The following is a 14,858-nucleotide window of genomic DNA, read 5'->3' as shown; positions in this document are numbered from 1 at the left end:
TCCTTTTTGGTCACAGGATAGGTCAGCGCTTTAATGCGCCACGCTTACCTGTCCCTTCATGCCGGCCTCCATATGCCCGGGGATCAGGCAGGCGAAGTCCACGGTGCCGGCCTGGTCAAAGTGCCAGACCAGGCCCCCTTTCTGGCCGGGTTTCAGGCTGATCATATTCGGCTCGGCATGATCCATATGCGGCATCTCCCGCATCATCTCGGCATGCTGCTGCAGCATGACCAGGTTGCCCAACACCAGCTCGTGCTCAAGCCGGCCCCGGTTGCTCACAAAAAAGCGCACCGTTTCTCCGGCCTTCACCTCAATACGCGCCGGCGTGAAACGCATGTCGTCGTTCATGTCCACGGCGATGGTGCGGCTGATCTCGGCCGCCTGCCCTGGCCGGCCCATACCACTCATGGGCTGCGCCATATCGTGGCCGCCCATATGCTGCTCCATGTTGGCCGCGCCATGTTCGTGACCACTGCCATGGCCGCCGCCGTGTGTGCCCGCCGCCACTGCCAGACCAGGCAGCAGTGCCAGCATCATGATGGAATACTTTGCTTTCATCGGTTTGTTTCTCCCCTAAAACAACGTAAGGCCCTGGCTTAAAACCAGAACCGGACCCCGGCCACCCAGCGGGTGTCCTGGGTTGATTCACCTTCATCCCGCGCCAGATCCGCGGTCTTGCCCAGGGCGGCGGACCATTCCCAGCCCACATAGGGCGCGAACTGGCGGCTGAACTCGTAACGCAGGCGCGCGCCCGCTACCAGCTCCGACAGCCCCCGGCCCTGGCCACGCTCGGCGTCATCCTGACCAAAGGCGGTGAGCTCGATGGCCGGCTGCAACACCAGCCGCTGGGTCAGCAACAGCTCGTATTCCGCCTCCAGCGCCAGCGCCGTTTGACCGTCGTCACCCAGGTAGGCGGTGGCGTCCAGCTCCACCCAGTAGGGCGCGAGTCCGGAGACGCCGGCGGCCAGCCAGCCCTGATCCGGGCCATGGCCGGTGTCGTAACGAACGCCCAGTTCGCTGTTCCAGAACGCCGTCAGGGCGTGGCTCCACAGCAGCTCGGTGCTGGTTTCTGCCAGCCGGCCGTGTTCGATGTCGCCTTCCGCCTTCACCACGGCGCGGTCGTAATCCCGCCCGGCCCAGGCGCTCACCTCATAGGCCAGGGCCTGGTCATCGCCGTTGTCCACCCGCTCCAGCCGCTCGGCCAGCACACCGTAAAACAGGTGCTCGTCGGCCAGTTTCAGCTGGCGGGGTCCGGGCAGGGCGTAAGGCCCTTCATCCAGGGATACGCCACCGGAGTAGGCATGGGGATCCCGGGCGTCGGCCGGCGGCTTGCCGCCCTGCATTTGCATATCGCCATGATCCATTTGAGCCAGAGCCGGCCAGGCGGTCAGCGCCAACGCGCCCAATACATGCCTCATCATTACTGTGTGCTTGCTCATGACACCACCACCATGCGGAACATGCCCGCATCCATATGGAACATAAGATGACAATGCCAGGCCCAGCGACCGAGGGCGTCGGCGGTCACCAGAAAGCTGATACGCTGGGCCGGCTGCACCGGTATGGTGTGCCGGCGGCACAGAAATTCACCGTCCGGGCTTTCCAGCTCGCTCCACATGCCATGCAGGTGCATGGGATGGGTCATCATGGTGTCGTTGTGAAGAATAATGCGTACCCGTTCGCCGTAGCTGAGGTGCACCGGGGTGGAGCTGCCGAATTCAACGCCGTCGAACGACCAGGTGTAGCGCTCCATGTTGCCGGTGAGATGCAATTCAATCTCCCGCTCGGGCGGCCGGGGATCCATGGGGCCGCCGGGGGTGCGCAGATCTGCCAGGGTGAGCACACGCCTGCCGTTATTACGCAGGCCCACACCGGGATCGTCCAGGTTGGTACGAGGGGTATCGACCCGCATGTCGACACTGGGGCCATATTCGGTGCGCGCATGGCGCACCGCTGTGCTGGCCGCCGTCAGTCCCCCCGCCATGGCGCCGTGGCCCATGGCCGCATGATCCATGCCCGCCATACTGCCGTGACCCATGGCCGCATGATCCATAGCCGCCATACTGCCGTGGCCCATGGCACCGTGATCCATGCCCGCCATACTGCCGTGGCCCATGGCACCGTGATCCATGGCGCCCATCATGTCGGCCATGGTCAGTTGCTGGGGTTCATCCACCGGCGGCACGGCGGCGCTCAGCCCCTCACGGGTGGCCAGGGTGCCCCGGGCATAACCGGTTCTGTCCATGGCCTGGGCGAACAGGGTATAGGCCTCGGCGGTGGGCTCCACCAGCACATCGTAGGTCTCACCAGGGCCAAAACGGAATTCATCCACCTCCACCGGCGCCACGTTGAGGCCATCGGCCTGCACCACGGTCAGTGTCAGTCCCGGTATGCGCACATCGTAAAAGGTGTTGCCGGCACCGTTGATAAAGCGCAACCGCACCCGCTCGCCCGGTCTGAACAGCCCGGTCCAGTTACCGGCGGGAGTGGTACCGTTCATCAGGTAGGTCAGGGTTTCGGCGGACAAATCCGCCAGATCGCTGGGGCTCATGCGCATTTGGTTCCACATTTGCCGCTTTTCCAGCGCCGCGCCCAGGCCATCCTTGCTCATGTCCCGAAAAAAATCCGCCACCGTCGGCTGATTGAAGTTGTAGAAGTCGCCCTGATTTTTCAACTTGCCAAACACCCGCATGGGGGCTTCATCGGTCCAGTCCGACAACACCACCACATGCTCACGATCGGCCCTGATGGTGTCGGCTGCTGCCGGCTCGATGATCAGCGCCCCATACATGCCGGTCAGCTCCTGCATGCCCGAATGGGAGTGATACCAGTAGGTGCCGCTCTGCTCCAGGGTGTATCGGTAGGTGAAGGTCTCGCCGGGGGCGATGCCGGCAAAACTGATGCCGGGCACGCCGTCCATCTGAAACGGCAGAATAATGCCATGCCAGTGAATGGAGGTGGGCTCCTTGAGCCGGTTGGTCACGCGAATGGTGACGGTATCGCCCTCGCGCATGCGCAGGGTGGGCCCGGGAATGGAGCCGTTAATGGTGGTGGCCATGCGCGGCCGGCCGGTGAAGTTGACCGGGGTTTCGTCGATCACCAGATCGAACTCGGTGCCGGAGAGCACCGGCACATGGCCGGTCACGGTGACGGGGGCCGGCTGCCTGGCCGTGGCCAGCATGGGAGCCAGCCCCAGCACGGCACCGCCGGCGGCCAGGCCCTGCACAAATCGCCGCCGGGGCAGGTTGAGGTTCTTTTTTGGTTGTGTCATCACATTCCTTACCTATGCCGTTGTCCTACTTGGTGTGCATACATCAAGCATAGAAAGGCGCACCTGAAGCCAACATGACGGGAAAATGACAAAATTGTCATCTTGGCACCGCCGCTTGCGGGGCTTGAGCCCGCCGGCCCTTGTGCGTCATCATGCTGTCCTTGCCTCAACGGAGACTGTCATGAAACTGCTGATCATCGAAGATGAACACAGCACCGGCGACTATCTGCAAAAGGGCCTGCGCGAGGCGGGCTTTGTGGTGGATCTGGTACGCAACGGCCTCGATGGCCTGCACCAGGCGGTGAGCGAGCCTTACGATCTGGTGGTGGCAGATGTCATGCTGCCGGATCTGGACGGCTGGCGCATTGTGGCCGCCCTGCGGGAGCAGGACCGGCAAATGCCGGTGCTGTTTCTGACCGCCCGCGACAGCGTGGAAGACAGGGTGCGTGGCCTGGAGCTGGGCGCCGACGACTATCTGGTGAAACCCTTTGCCTTTGCCGAGCTGCTGGCCCGGGTGCGCAGCCTGCTGCGCCGGGGCGCGCCCCGTCAGGACGAGCACCGGCTGCAGGTAGCCGACCTGGTGCTGGATTTGCCCCGCCGCCAGGCCAGCCGTGGCGAGGTCGCCATTCATCTCACCAACAAGGAGTTTGCCCTGCTGGAGCTGCTGGTGCGTCGCCAGGGTGAAGTGTTGCCCCGCTCGCTGATTGCCTCACTGGTGTGGGACATGAATTTCGACAGCGACACCAATGTGATCGACGTGTCCATTCGCCGGCTGCGCGGCAAGATAGACGACGGCTTTGAACCTCGGCTGATCCACACCGTAAGGGGCATGGGCTATACCCTCGATACCCACAGGTGACCCTGGCCCCGAGTGCCTATACTGACACCACCTTCATCACTCGGGAGAGCCCTTATGTCTCGGCGTTATCACATGCAATGGCTGGCCTTGCTTGATCCGGAAAAGGCCGGTGACAAAGCCCGACCGCCCCTGGAGCAGGCCCGGCAGAAACTCGGCTTTGTGCCCAACATGTACCGCGCCATGGCCAATGGCCCGGCACTGCTCAACACCTACCTGCACGGTTACCAGCAGTTTCGCGAACACGGTAGCCTGAACCCGGTGGAGCAGGAAGTGGTACTGCTGGTGATCAGCCGGGAGAACGGCTGCGACTATTGCCTCGCGGCCCACAGCACCCTGGCCGATACCGCCTCCGGTGTGCCCGAGGCGGTGACCGACGCCATTCGCGCCCGCCAGCCGGTGCCCGATGCCAGGCTGGCGGCACTGGCAGCCTTTACCGAGGTCATGTTCAGCAGCCGGGGCAACCCCACGCCGGACCAGGCAAGGGCCTTTCTTGACGCCGGCTTTGATGAAGCCGCCATGCTTGACGTGATCCTGGCGCTGGCGGTGAAAACCCTCAGCAATTACTGCAACCACCTGTTTGACACCCCGGTGGACGACGCCTTTGCCGGCCGCAAGGTGTGAGCCCGGCAGGCCCTATATTCGGCTCAACACCCCTGCCCCGTTCAGCCGATACAGGGCCAGATCTTCGGCCATAAACAGCCGCCCGGCATAGTGGGCCCGGGCTTCCAGCTCCAGATCCGCCACCGTCAGGCCGGGGCCGCCGTGCCGGTAACGGGGGCTGAAATGGGTGAGCACCAGATTGGGCACCCCCGCCTTTGCGGCAAAGGCGGCCACCGCGGCGGCACTGCTGTGTTGCGGCTCTGGGCCCACCCTGGCCGCCACCTCATGGGTATAAGTGGCCTCGTGCACCAGCACGCTGGCGCCCTTCACCGCCTCATTGAGCAGGGCCGGGGTGTCGTTGTCACCGCCAATCACCACCTTGCGCGGGGTGGGCGGCGCCAGCTGATAGTCCCGCCCCTTGATAATACGGCCATCGTCCAGCGTGATCACTTCGCCCCGGTGCAGCCGCCCCCACAGCGGCCCGGCGGGCACGCCGTCGGCCCTTAACCTGGCGGTGTCGAGCCGGCTGGGCAGGCCGGTTTCGGTGAAGGCATAGCCAAAGCTGGGCAGCCGGTGCGACAGCGCGGTGGCGGAGACCTCAAACTGCTCCAGCGCCAGCGGTGCCGCCCCGGCGGCCAGCTCCTCCACCAACACAAACCGCAAGGCATAGTTCAGCTGCAGCTGGCTGACGGCGGCGGTATGCTCCACCCAGGCCTGCAGACCCGCCGGGCCAATAATGGTCAGCGGCGCGGTGCGCCCGCCCATGCCGGCGCTGGCCAGCAGCCCCGGCAGGCCGTAGCAGTGATCCCCGTGCAGATGGGTAATGCACACCGCCTGCAGCCAGTGCAGCGACAGCGGCGCCCGCAGCAACCGGTGCTGGGTGCCCTCACCACAGTCCACCAGCAACCAGGTTTTGGCCTTGTGCCGGCGCAGCGCCACCGCCGACAGGCTGCGCCCCCGAGTCGGTACGCCCGATGAAGTACCCAGAAAAACCAGCTCCATATCTTGTCCGTATTGATTCCTGACGGTGTTTTTCACTGCATTTTATGCCGGTTTTTGCCAATTATCATTGCCGGGCGGGCTATGTTACCCTGCCCCTTCATACCCTGTTAACCGGGCGACATTGCTGATGTCGTAACATTCACCGCACCAAACGCCAACCGGAGGCCATGGTGACCCTACCCACAAGACGTTTGCTGCCGCTACTGTGGCTGCTTTTTGCCCTTCCCCTTGGCCTGGCACAGGCTCAGAGCCAGACCACCGACACGCCACCCTATTCCGCCCTGGCCGACCTGCTGGAAAACGAGCAGTCCCGGAACGCACTCGTTAACGAGCTGCGTAACCTGGCGCAAGGCACGCCGGCAGAAGCCAATGCTGCCGCCTCGGCCGCCGCGGAGCCTTCCGCCTCTCGTGAACTGGCCCAGAGTACTCGCGCCATTGCCGAAGGCTTGGGCGATCAGTTCACCGTGCTGGCCGACGTACTCAATAATCTGGCCGAGGGCCGCCTGACCGGCGATAACGGCCAGTTCAGCATGAGCGGGTTGCTGGATGCCAGCCTGAACCTGGGCCTGGTGATCGCCGCCACCCTGGCGGCCTTTCTGCTGCTGCGCCGGCTGGCGGGACCATTGTTTTCCCGGCTGGACCACTGGTCCCGCCACGGCGCCGGCAACACGCCGGTGCTACGGTTGGTGCTGTGCGTGGCGCTGGCAGCGGCGCTGGATGTGCTGGCAGTGGGGCTGGCCTATGTGGGCGGTAACCTGGTGGCCACCTTTGCGGTGGGCGTCACCGGCGAGCAGAGCACCCAGGCTTCGCTGTTTCTTAACGCCTTTATGGTGATCGAGTTGCTCAAGGCAGGCCTGCGCATGCTGTTTTCCAGCCGCTACAATGGCCTGCGACTGTTGCCCATTCACGCCACCGAAGCCGACTACTGGAACCGCTGGCTGGCGCTGCTGATCAGCCTGCTGGGCTATGGCGTCATGGTGATGGAGCCGCTAGTGGCCATTCATGTGTCACCGGCCCTGAGCCAGGGCCTGAACACCCTGCTGATGCTGGCGGCTTTTGGCTATGCGGTGGCGGTCATCCTCAAAAACCGTCGTCGTCTGAGCGCGGCTCTGCGGGATCGGGCCAATCAAAGCAGGCTGACCGCCAGCAAGCTCAGCCTGCATTTGCTGGCCCGCACCTGGCACTGGCTGGCACTGGGCTATTTCACCGTGGTGCTGGTACTGGTGCTGCTGAGCCCGAGCAACGCCCTGCCCTTTGTGCTGTTCGCCACCCTCAAGACCCTGGGGGTAATAGGCATGGGCGCCTTGTTATCAACCCTGCTCGGCCAGATCATAGGCCGGCGCATTCGCCTGTCGGACGATCTGCGCCGCAAGCTGCCACTGCTTGAGGCCCGGCTCAACAGCTATATCCCCAACGGCCTGCGTTTTGTGCGCCTGCTGCTGCTGGCGACAGTGATCCTGCTCAGCCTGAATGCCTGGCAAGTGCTGGATCTGGCCACCTGGTATGCGTCCGACGCCGGTGGGGTGTTGATGGGTCGTATTGTTTCAGTGGCGTTCATACTGGCCATGGCCGCCGCCATCTGGGTCGGCCTGGCGAGCCTGATCGAGCACAAGCTCAACCCCGAAACCGGCACCGGTATGCCCTCGGCCCGCACCCAGACCTTGCTGTCGCTGTTTCGCAGTGCCCTGGCGGTGTTGCTGGTGACCATGACGGTGATGATTGCGCTGTCGGAGCTGGGCATTGATATCGGTCCGCTCATTGCCGGCGCCGGTGTGCTGGGCCTGGCCATTGGTTTTGGCGCCCAGAAACTGGTGCAGGACGTGATTACCGGGGTGTTTATTCAGATTGAAAACGCCATGAACACCGGCGATGTGGTGACCCTGGGCGGCATTACCGGCACCGCCGAAAAACTCAGCATTCGCTCGGTGGGCATTCGTGACCTGAGCGGCACCTATCACATCATTCCGTTTTCCAGTGTGGATACGGTGTCGAACTACATGCGCGACTTTGCCTACCATGTGGGTGAATACCGAGTGGCCTACCGGGAGAACATTGACGAGGCCATTGCCCATCTGCAGCACGCCTTTGAAGAGCTGGTGGCCGATCCTGAGCAAAAGCCCTATGTGCTGGAGGCACTGGAGGTGGCCGGTGTGATTGCCCTGGCCGACAGCTCTGTGAACATTCGCGTGCGCATCATGACCGCCCCCGGCATGCAGTGGGCCGTGGGCCGAGCCTATAACCGACTGGTGAAGATGCACTTTGAACAGGCCGGCATCGAGATCCCCTACCCGCAAAGCACGGTACATTTCGAGGGCAGTCGTCAGGGAGAAGCCCCGGCACTGAAGCTGGAGCGGGCAACCTCATCGGCGCGCCATACCGGCACTTGCGGCTAACACGTAAAAAAACCGGCCAAGGCCGGTTTTTTATTGGTCCAGAAACCGCTCGCTAACATCCTCCGCCGGCACCCAGCAGTGCTCGGTGCGGCCAAACCAGCGGTAACGGCGGGCGCCAATCATGTCATAGACCCGGTCGCGCAGCGGCCGCGGCACCAGCAACAGCACCTTCAGCAGCGGCCAGGGGGCGGAAAGCCGGCCGGCAGTGCGCAACACGGCGGTGGATCTGAGCCAGACGCCCTGCTCATCAATCAACACCACCGAGCTCAGATTCGCCGCCGCCTTGATGCCGTAACGGGCCAGCAGTTGCTGCGCCACCGGCGATTGCAGCGAGGCAAAGCGAAACTGCTTGCCGGGATCGTGCTCAATGACGAAACGCACCGAGCCGGTACACAGGTTGCACACGCCGTCAAACAGCAGAATGGGGCCCTGTTCAGCAGCTGAGATCATAACGGCGGCTCCGTTGTGGCGGGCGTTCAAAGGGCACCCGCAGGGGCAATATCCAGTCGGCCTGACGCAGACTGCGCTTCACCTGGGTGAGATCCCGCTGTGGATCTATCAGCAGCGCCGCCGGGCGGCCGTTCAGCGACACACAGCTGCGAACCCGCACCTCTACATCACTGACTCCCAGCTCCCGCTCCCAGACCCGCTCAATATGATGGGCCAGCTGCACGATCAGATCCGGGCGAGTGCCCACCTTGCGGGCCTGGTGCGGAAACAAAAAGTCATTCGGCTCCACCCGCCATTCCCGACGGGTGGGCGGGTCGAACACACGAAACTCAATATCGGCCTTCTTGTCGCGCAGCTTCATCATCCAGGCAAAGGTGTGACCTTCCTCGGTCCAGCTGGGATTGCCCTCATAGAGCAGGTGGCGCAGCGGTAACAGCACCTGCACCGCAAACCATACCACCATGCCTCCCAGCACCACCCGGCGCAGCGCCGGGCCGGGTGTTGGTCCCGGTAATGAAGGCCGATACGGTGCCGGCGTGAGCCCCATCCGCCGCCGCAGGCCATGCAGCACCTGTCTTGGCCAGTCGGGATCCAGGAACAGCAGCGTGGCCGCCATGGTCAGCCACGGGAAAATGCCGATGGTGAACATGAAGTGATTCGACAGGTGAAAGCCGCAGTAGGCCAGAATGATTGGCAGCCGAGTGCGCCGCCACAGCAGCAGCGGCGCCCCCACCAGGTGTACGGCAATGGCGCCGTAGGCGGCCACCGCCACCATCCAGTCCTGTTCCAGCCAGGGGCCGATGAGCGGGGCCTCGGCGCGGCGCGCCAGCCACATGCCCAGGGGCTCCAGCCTGAGCCAGTCGGGGTTGAGCTTGACCAGGCCGGCAAAGATCAGCATGACCTCCATCTGGCCCCGCAACAGCCATACCGACCACAACCCCACCGTGGTGCCATCCCGGCCGCCCTTGCGCCAGGCATCCACCGACCAGATGCGATGGGCCGGCACCCATGACAGCAAAAACAGCATCAGGCTGACCAGGTAGAAGTGGTTGAGGTAGCGCGCCTGATCCAGCAGGAATACATAGGTAAAGCCCAGCCACAACAGCACGATGGCCAGCCGGTAAAACAGGCCGATGGTCACGCACAAGGACAACAGCGCCAGCGCGCCGAACAGCCAGTACATGCCATTGCCCGGCAGCGGCGTGATCCATTCAAAGCCGTAATAGCTGAACAGAAAATCGGGGCTAATGTAGTAGCGCTCAATCCAGTCATGGCGGTAGAAGCGACCGCACTCGACCAGCATGATCACGCCAAAACAGATGCGAAAAAACGCCAGCGACGCGGCATCCACCTGCTCAAACAGGCGGCCGGTCACGAAAGAGGAACAGGGTCGACTATGCATCATAACACCGGGTTGGTAAGTGAATAACGATGAGCGTGGCGCGCAATGGGCCAGCATACCCGTGGGCGGCCTCGGAGCCCAGCGTTTCACACTGCCGGCGCGCCAGAATCCGCCCCTGGCGCGGGCCGGCCTTTCGTTTCGGCCTGTGAGGTTACGCACCGTTTTACTGCTTGGAAATGCCGGCAGCCACACACTAAAATGGACGGCTAACATACGAACACGGGCTGGCATGCGCTGAGCCGCGCATAAACGACCAACGGGATAATAACAATGGCCTCAAGCACACCGTCTTCTTCTTCTCCTTCCCCTGCGCTGCTTAACCCCGTGCTACTCGGTGGCTGCATCATCATTCTGGTCAGTTTTTCCGTTCGGGCTTCCTTTGGACTGTTTCAGCTGCCCATTGCCGAAGAGTTTAACTGGCCGCGGGCCGACTTTTCCTTTGCCCTCGCCCTGCAGAACCTGTTCTGGGGCATAGGCCAGCCTTTATTCAGCGCCCTTGCCGAGAAATACGGCGACCGCAAGGCCATTGTGGCCGGGGTGGCCTGCTACGTAGTGGGCATGGTGCTCTCCGCCCTGGCCATCACTCCCGGTCAGCATCAGTTGCTGGAAATGCTGGTGGGCTTTGGTATTGCCGGTACCGGCTTTGGCGTGATCCTCGCCGTGGTGGGGCGGGCGGCTTCGGATCAGCACCGCTCCCTGGCCCTGGGCATTGTCACCGCCGCCGGCTCGGCCGGGCAGATAGTCGGGCCGCCACTGACTCAGCTGCTGCTGGACCACCTGCCCTGGCAGTCGGTGTTTGTCAGTCTGGCGGGCTTTATTCTGCTTTCGCTGCTGGCCCTGGGGCTGATGCGGGTTCCGCCTCCGGCGGCCAAGGGTCCTCAGGATGAAGACATGGGTGTGGTGCTGAAACGGGCGCTGAAGGATCCGTCCTTTCTGTTTATTTTTATCGGCTTTTTCTCCTGCGGCTATCAGCTGGCGTTTATTACCGCCCACTTTCCGGCCTTTATTGCCGAAATGTGCAGCGCCATTGCGCCGGACAGCATCATTCAGGCCCTGGGGGTGAGCTCCACCTCCAGCCTCGGTGCCATGGCCATTGCCCTTATCGGCCTGTTCAATATCGGTGGCACCCTGCTGGCCGGCTGGCTTGGCAACCGCTATTCACGCAAGTATCTGCTGGCGGTCATTTACGCCCTGCGTACCCTGGTGTCGGCGGTGTTTATTCTCAACCCCATTACCCCGGAAAGCGTGGTGCTGTTTTCCATGGCCATGGGTGCGCTCTGGCTGGCCACCGTTCCCCTCACCTCCGGCCTGGTGGCCCAGATATACGGGCTGCGCTATATGGGCACCCTGTATGGCCTGGTGTTCTTCTCCCATCAGCTGGGTGGTTTTATGGGGGTCTGGCTGGGCGGTACCCTTTATGACCTGCACTCCAATTACCTTATGGTCTGGTGGATTGGCGTGGGCTTTGGTGCCATCTCGGCCCTGGCGCACCTGCCCATAGAGGAAAAGCCCTGGGCCCAGCGGGGCACGCCGCTGGCCACGGCCTGAGCACACGGGCGCCGGCCGTACGTGCCGGCACCTAACTGCGGCGCCGCAGGCGCAGATCCCGCCCCAGGGTCACCGCCACAAACAGCACCACCAGCGGGATAAGGCCAAAGAGAATGCCGGCGCGCAGCCAGGATACATAATCCGAGCCCAGGGTCAGCGCCACCATGTACCACACATAGGTCACATAAAGCGCCAGAAACAGGCCGCCCTCGGCCCGATTGAGCCGCGCCCCGGTAAAGAACAATGGCAGGCACAGCAAGGCCACTCCCAGCATCACCGGCATGTCGAGAGACGCCAGCTGCGGCCCGGCCTGCAGCGGCGCCGGGGACACCAGCCCCGACAGCCCCAGCACACACAGAATGTTGAACACATTGCTGCCCACCACGTTGCCGATGGCAATGTCGCGCTGCCCGCGAAGGGTGGCCATCACCGAGGTCATCACCTCCGGCAGCGAGGTGCCGGCGGCAACGATGGTCAGGCCAATCACCGCCTCGCTCACGCCAAAGCCGGCGGCCAGCTGCACCGCGCTCTGCACCAGCCAGCGCGCCCCGGTCACCAGCAGCAGCAGACCGCCCGACACCAGCAGCAGGTTTTGCCACACCGGCGCCGGAGTCTGCACCACCTCGTCACCGGTGCCGCCGTCGCTCTGACGCCGGCCCTGCACAAACAAAAAGCCGGTGTAACCCAGCAGCCCGGCGAACAGCACCCCCGCCTCCAGCCGGCCCAGGGTGCCGTTCCAGGCCAGGATCACCGCCAGCACCGACACCCCGATCATGATGGGCACATCCTGGCGAATAAGCTGCTGCGAAACCACCAGCGGCGAGATCACCGCCGCCAGCCCCAGAATAAACAGCACGTTGAAAATGTTGCTGCCCACCACGTTGGCAATGGCCAGCTCGGTCTGCCCGGCCCAGGCCGATTTCACGCTCACCGCCAGCTCGGGCGCGCTGGTGCCAAAGGCCACCACCGTCAGGCCGATGACCAGCGCCGGCACGCCCAGACTGGCGGCCAGCCGGGCCGCGCCCCGCACCAGCAAATCGGCGCCCACAATCAGCAACAGCAATCCTGCCGCCAGCATCAACCAGACCATCTGCGCTCTCCTGCAACAACACCGGCCCCGGCACGGGGCGAAACGCTCACGACAATAGCAGAACCCAAGGCCGGCGCCAGCCTCGCCGGGGCGGTAACGGAAATATTTTTTCTTATGGCAAAAAGGTACTCATAAGAGAACTACACTCAGCGGGCACCGGTGCGCTTGTGCGCGCCTCTCACCTCGAGCACGGATAAAGGAACCCCCCATGAACCGGGCATTACGACCAGTGATTACCCTCTCGCTGCTCACCCTGAGCATCACCCTGCAGGCGGCCCCCGCCGTCAGCACCGGCCAGGGCGGCGCCGTGGCAACCATTTCGGAGCAGGCCAGCCGGGCCGCCATTGCGATCCTCGACCAGGGCGGCAATGCCATCGACGCCGCCGTGGCGGCGGCCGCCACCCTGGGCGTGACCGATCCCTTCAGCTGCGGCATTGGCGGCGGGGGCTTTATGCTGATTTACTCCGCCGATGACGACAAGGTCATCAGCATCGACCACAGAGAAACCGCCCCGGCCTATTTTCACCCCGGCATTTTTCAGCACAACGGCGAGGCCATGGCCTGGGAAGAGGTGGTGCCCACCGGCATTTCCGTGGGTGTGCCCGGCACCGTGCTGGGCTGGCAGGAGGCCCTTGGCCGCTACGGCACCATGAGCCTTGAGCAGACCCTGGCCCCCGCCATTGAGGTGGCGGAGCAGGGCTTTACCGTGACCGACAACTTTCACCGCATCGCTCAAAAAAACGAACACAAGTTCGCCCGCTTTGAGCCCAGCCGCGCCCTGTATCTGCAGAACGGCAAAGCCCTGCCCGTGGGCAGCCATTTCAGCAACCCGGATCTGGCCGCCACCTACCGGGCCATTGCCAAAGGCGGCGCTCAGGCCTTTTATGAAGGCGACATCGCCCGCGACATTGTGGCGGCGGTCAACCAGCCGCCGGTGGTGGACGGCGTCAGCGTGCTGAGCGCCACCATGACCCTGAACGATCTCAAAGATTACGAAGTGCGGCTGCGTCAGCCCATTCATTCCACCTACCGGGGCTATGACGTCTATGGCATGGCGCCGCCGTCAAGCGGCGGCATTGCCATTGCCCAGGCACTGAACCTGCTGGAAACCCGGGATCTGTCGGCGGCTTCACGCACCGAGGTGGAACACCTGTATCTGGAAGCCTCGCGCCTGGCCTTTGCCGACCGGAACGCCTATGTGGCCGACACCGAATTCACCGACGTGCCCATCGCCGGCCTGCTGTCCAAGGAATATGCCAAACACCGGGCCCCGCAGCTGGAAGCCCGGGCCGCCGGCCAGCGCGGGCCGGGAGATCCCTTCGCCTATCAGGACGATCCTTCCGTGCCCCTGCGCCCTGCCGCCGCCGGCCTGATGCAGGAGTCGGCCCACACCACCCACCTGGCGGTGTCGGACCGGCACGGCAACGTGGTGGCCTACACCTTTACCATTGAAGACTGGGGCGGCAGCGGCATTGTGGTGCCGGGCCGGGGCTTTTTGCTCAACAACGAGCTCACCGACTTTGACTTCAGTGCGCCGCACCCCAACGTGGCCGAAGCCTTCAAGCGGCCCCGCTCCAGCATGAGCCCCACCATAGTGCTGCGCGACGGCAAGCCCGCCTTTACCATAGGCTCACCCGGCGGCTCCACCATCATCACCACCGTGCTGCAGACCATGGTCAACCACATCGATCTGGGCATGTCGCTGGCCGATGCCCTCGCAGCCCCGCGCATGAGCCAGCGCAACGGCGACACCACCCTGGTGGAAACCCTGCTCGGCTTTCCCGGCAGCGAGCAGGCCAGGGCGCTCGAAGCCCTGGGCCACCGCTTTGTGGAAACCGACCAGATTGGCGCCGCCAACGGCATTGCCTTTCATGCCGACGGCTCGGTCACCGCGGTCAGTGAACCCCGCCGCCACGGCGTGGGCACCGCCCTGGTGCAGCAGCAGTAAGCCCCGTCAAAGGGTGGCTTGTCCGCCCTTTGAGTTATTCCCATGACGTCGGTTGCACCCCAGCAACCGGCACCTCTCCGTCGAGAAATATCTCCGGCCGTCTTCGTCACTAAATAACCGGATTCGGCCGGTTTTTATCGATTTCTATTACCGAATGCGTATAATTCCGCTCGCCTTATAACCAAGGCCAAATCCTAAGGGGTGGCATTTCCGCCTGAGATGCGCAACGCGCGAACCCTTTGAACCTGATCCGGTTGATACCGGCGTAGGAATAGGAAGCTCACAACGCCCTGCC

The 14,858-nt window shown here is 63.5% G+C and carries 12 protein-coding genes and 1 riboswitch; of the genes, 5 read left to right on the top strand and 7 right to left on the bottom strand.

Annotated features, from left to right (window positions below; all coding sequences use genetic code 11):
* Nucleotides 1-30 precede the first annotated feature (30 nt).
* The 3 genes from OJHNALOF_RS08480 to OJHNALOF_RS08470 are packed head-to-tail and all read right to left on the bottom strand — an operon-like array spanning nt 31 to nt 3,271.
* On the bottom strand, nt 31-558 hold the full coding sequence (locus tag OJHNALOF_RS08480) for a plastocyanin/azurin family copper-binding protein (RefSeq protein ID WP_165661734.1): 528 nt from the start codon (nt 556-558) through the stop codon (nt 31-33).
* A gap of 38 nt (nt 559-596) precedes the next feature.
* The gene (locus tag OJHNALOF_RS08475) at nt 597-1,421 is read right to left on the bottom strand and encodes a copper resistance protein B (protein WP_240919653.1); all 825 of its coding nucleotides are present in this window, start codon (nt 1,419-1,421) and stop codon (nt 597-599) included.
* Between the two features lie 14 nt (nt 1,422-1,435).
* Nucleotides 1,436-3,271: a copper resistance system multicopper oxidase gene (locus OJHNALOF_RS08470; RefSeq protein ID WP_165661733.1), complete on the bottom strand. Its 1,836-nt coding sequence runs from the start codon at nt 3,269-3,271 to the stop codon at nt 1,436-1,438.
* A 181-nt stretch (nt 3,272-3,452) separates the two neighbouring features.
* Between OJHNALOF_RS08470 and OJHNALOF_RS08465 the strand changes: the two genes are divergently transcribed.
* Nucleotides 3,453-4,130 carry a heavy metal response regulator transcription factor gene (locus OJHNALOF_RS08465; RefSeq protein WP_094199521.1) on the top strand — a complete coding sequence of 226 codons (678 nt, stop codon included), beginning with the start codon at nt 3,453-3,455 and terminating at the stop codon, nt 4,128-4,130.
* A 54-nt stretch (nt 4,131-4,184) separates the two neighbouring features.
* Nucleotides 4,185-4,751 carry a carboxymuconolactone decarboxylase family protein gene (locus OJHNALOF_RS08460; RefSeq protein ID WP_165661732.1) on the top strand — a complete coding sequence of 189 codons (567 nt, stop codon included), beginning with the start codon at nt 4,185-4,187 and terminating at the stop codon, nt 4,749-4,751.
* A gap of 12 nt (nt 4,752-4,763) precedes the next feature.
* Here the strand turns inward: OJHNALOF_RS08460 and OJHNALOF_RS08455 are convergent, their stop codons facing one another.
* Nucleotides 4,764-5,732 (bottom strand): ribonuclease Z, encoded by a 969-nt coding sequence (locus OJHNALOF_RS08455; RefSeq protein ID WP_165661731.1) that lies wholly within the window; start codon nt 5,730-5,732, stop codon nt 4,764-4,766.
* Between the two features lie 167 nt (nt 5,733-5,899).
* Between OJHNALOF_RS08455 and OJHNALOF_RS08450 the strand changes: the two genes are divergently transcribed.
* Entirely contained in the window at nt 5,900-8,125 is a 2,226-nt protein-coding gene (locus OJHNALOF_RS08450) for a mechanosensitive ion channel domain-containing protein (RefSeq protein WP_165661730.1), read from the top strand.
* Between the two features lie 30 nt (nt 8,126-8,155).
* Here the strand turns inward: OJHNALOF_RS08450 and OJHNALOF_RS08445 are convergent, their stop codons facing one another.
* A complete protein-coding gene (locus OJHNALOF_RS08445) occupies nt 8,156-8,575 on the bottom strand; it encodes a thiol-disulfide oxidoreductase DCC family protein (RefSeq protein ID WP_165661729.1) in 420 nt (139 codons plus the stop codon).
* Nucleotides 8,559-9,977: an HTTM domain-containing protein gene (locus OJHNALOF_RS08440; protein ID WP_165661728.1), complete on the bottom strand. Its 1,419-nt coding sequence runs from the start codon at nt 9,975-9,977 to the stop codon at nt 8,559-8,561. Before OJHNALOF_RS08440 ends, OJHNALOF_RS08445 begins: the two co-directional genes overlap by 17 nt.
* A 270-nt stretch (nt 9,978-10,247) precedes the next feature.
* Between OJHNALOF_RS08440 and OJHNALOF_RS08435 the strand changes: the two genes are divergently transcribed.
* Complete coding sequence (locus OJHNALOF_RS08435) at nt 10,248-11,525, top strand: MFS transporter (RefSeq protein WP_165661727.1); 1,278 nt, start codon at nt 10,248-10,250, stop codon at nt 11,523-11,525.
* A gap of 31 nt (nt 11,526-11,556) precedes the next feature.
* On the opposite strand, the gene OJHNALOF_RS08430 is transcribed toward OJHNALOF_RS08435, so the two are convergent.
* Nucleotides 11,557-12,615 carry a calcium/sodium antiporter gene (locus OJHNALOF_RS08430; RefSeq protein ID WP_165661726.1) on the bottom strand — a complete coding sequence of 353 codons (1,059 nt, stop codon included), beginning with the start codon at nt 12,613-12,615 and terminating at the stop codon, nt 11,557-11,559.
* 208 nt (nt 12,616-12,823) lie between these two features.
* On the opposite strand from OJHNALOF_RS08430, the gene ggt reads away from it, so the two are divergent.
* Nucleotides 12,824-14,563, top strand: a complete 1,740-nt coding sequence (ggt, locus tag OJHNALOF_RS08425) for a gamma-glutamyltransferase (RefSeq protein WP_165661725.1) — start codon at nt 12,824-12,826, stop codon at nt 14,561-14,563.
* Nucleotides 14,564-14,750: 187 nt separating this feature from the next.
* Nucleotides 14,751-14,852: riboswitch (TPP riboswitch) on the top strand.
* Nucleotides 14,853-14,858: the final 6 nt, after the last annotated feature.

The sequence above is a fragment of the Oceanimonas sp. MB9 genome, from assembly GCF_011319775.1.
GTDB classification, from domain to species: Bacteria; Pseudomonadota; Gammaproteobacteria; order Enterobacterales; family Aeromonadaceae; genus Oceanimonas; species Oceanimonas doudoroffii.
Note: the sequence above shows the minus strand (reverse complement) of the source record. Positions and strands in the feature narration are given on the sequence as shown.

Coding starts and splice junctions, on each gene's coding strand:
- OJHNALOF_RS08430 (WP_165661726.1), bottom strand. CDS start 12,615: ATGGTCTGGTTGATGCTGGCGGCAGGATTGCTGTTGCTGATTGTGGGC.
- OJHNALOF_RS08440 (WP_165661728.1), bottom strand. CDS start 9,977: ATGCATAGTCGACCCTGTTCCTCTTTCGTGACCGGCCGCCTGTTTGAG.
- OJHNALOF_RS08435 (WP_165661727.1), top strand. CDS start 10,248: ATGGCCTCAAGCACACCGTCTTCTTCTTCTCCTTCCCCTGCGCTGCTT.
- OJHNALOF_RS08470 (WP_165661733.1), bottom strand. CDS start 3,271: ATGACACAACCAAAAAAGAACCTCAACCTGCCCCGGCGGCGATTTGTG.
- OJHNALOF_RS08445 (WP_165661729.1), bottom strand. CDS start 8,575: ATGATCTCAGCTGCTGAACAGGGCCCCATTCTGCTGTTTGACGGCGTG.
- OJHNALOF_RS08460 (WP_165661732.1), top strand. CDS start 4,185: ATGTCTCGGCGTTATCACATGCAATGGCTGGCCTTGCTTGATCCGGAA.
- OJHNALOF_RS08465 (WP_094199521.1), top strand. CDS start 3,453: ATGAAACTGCTGATCATCGAAGATGAACACAGCACCGGCGACTATCTG.
- OJHNALOF_RS08455 (WP_165661731.1), bottom strand. CDS start 5,732: ATGGAGCTGGTTTTTCTGGGTACTTCATCGGGCGTACCGACTCGGGGG.
- OJHNALOF_RS08475 (WP_240919653.1), bottom strand. CDS start 1,421: ATGATGAGGCATGTATTGGGCGCGTTGGCGCTGACCGCCTGGCCGGCT.
- OJHNALOF_RS08480 (WP_165661734.1), bottom strand. CDS start 558: ATGAAAGCAAAGTATTCCATCATGATGCTGGCACTGCTGCCTGGTCTG.
- ggt (WP_165661725.1), top strand. CDS start 12,824: ATGAACCGGGCATTACGACCAGTGATTACCCTCTCGCTGCTCACCCTG.
- OJHNALOF_RS08450 (WP_165661730.1), top strand. CDS start 5,900: ATGGTGACCCTACCCACAAGACGTTTGCTGCCGCTACTGTGGCTGCTT.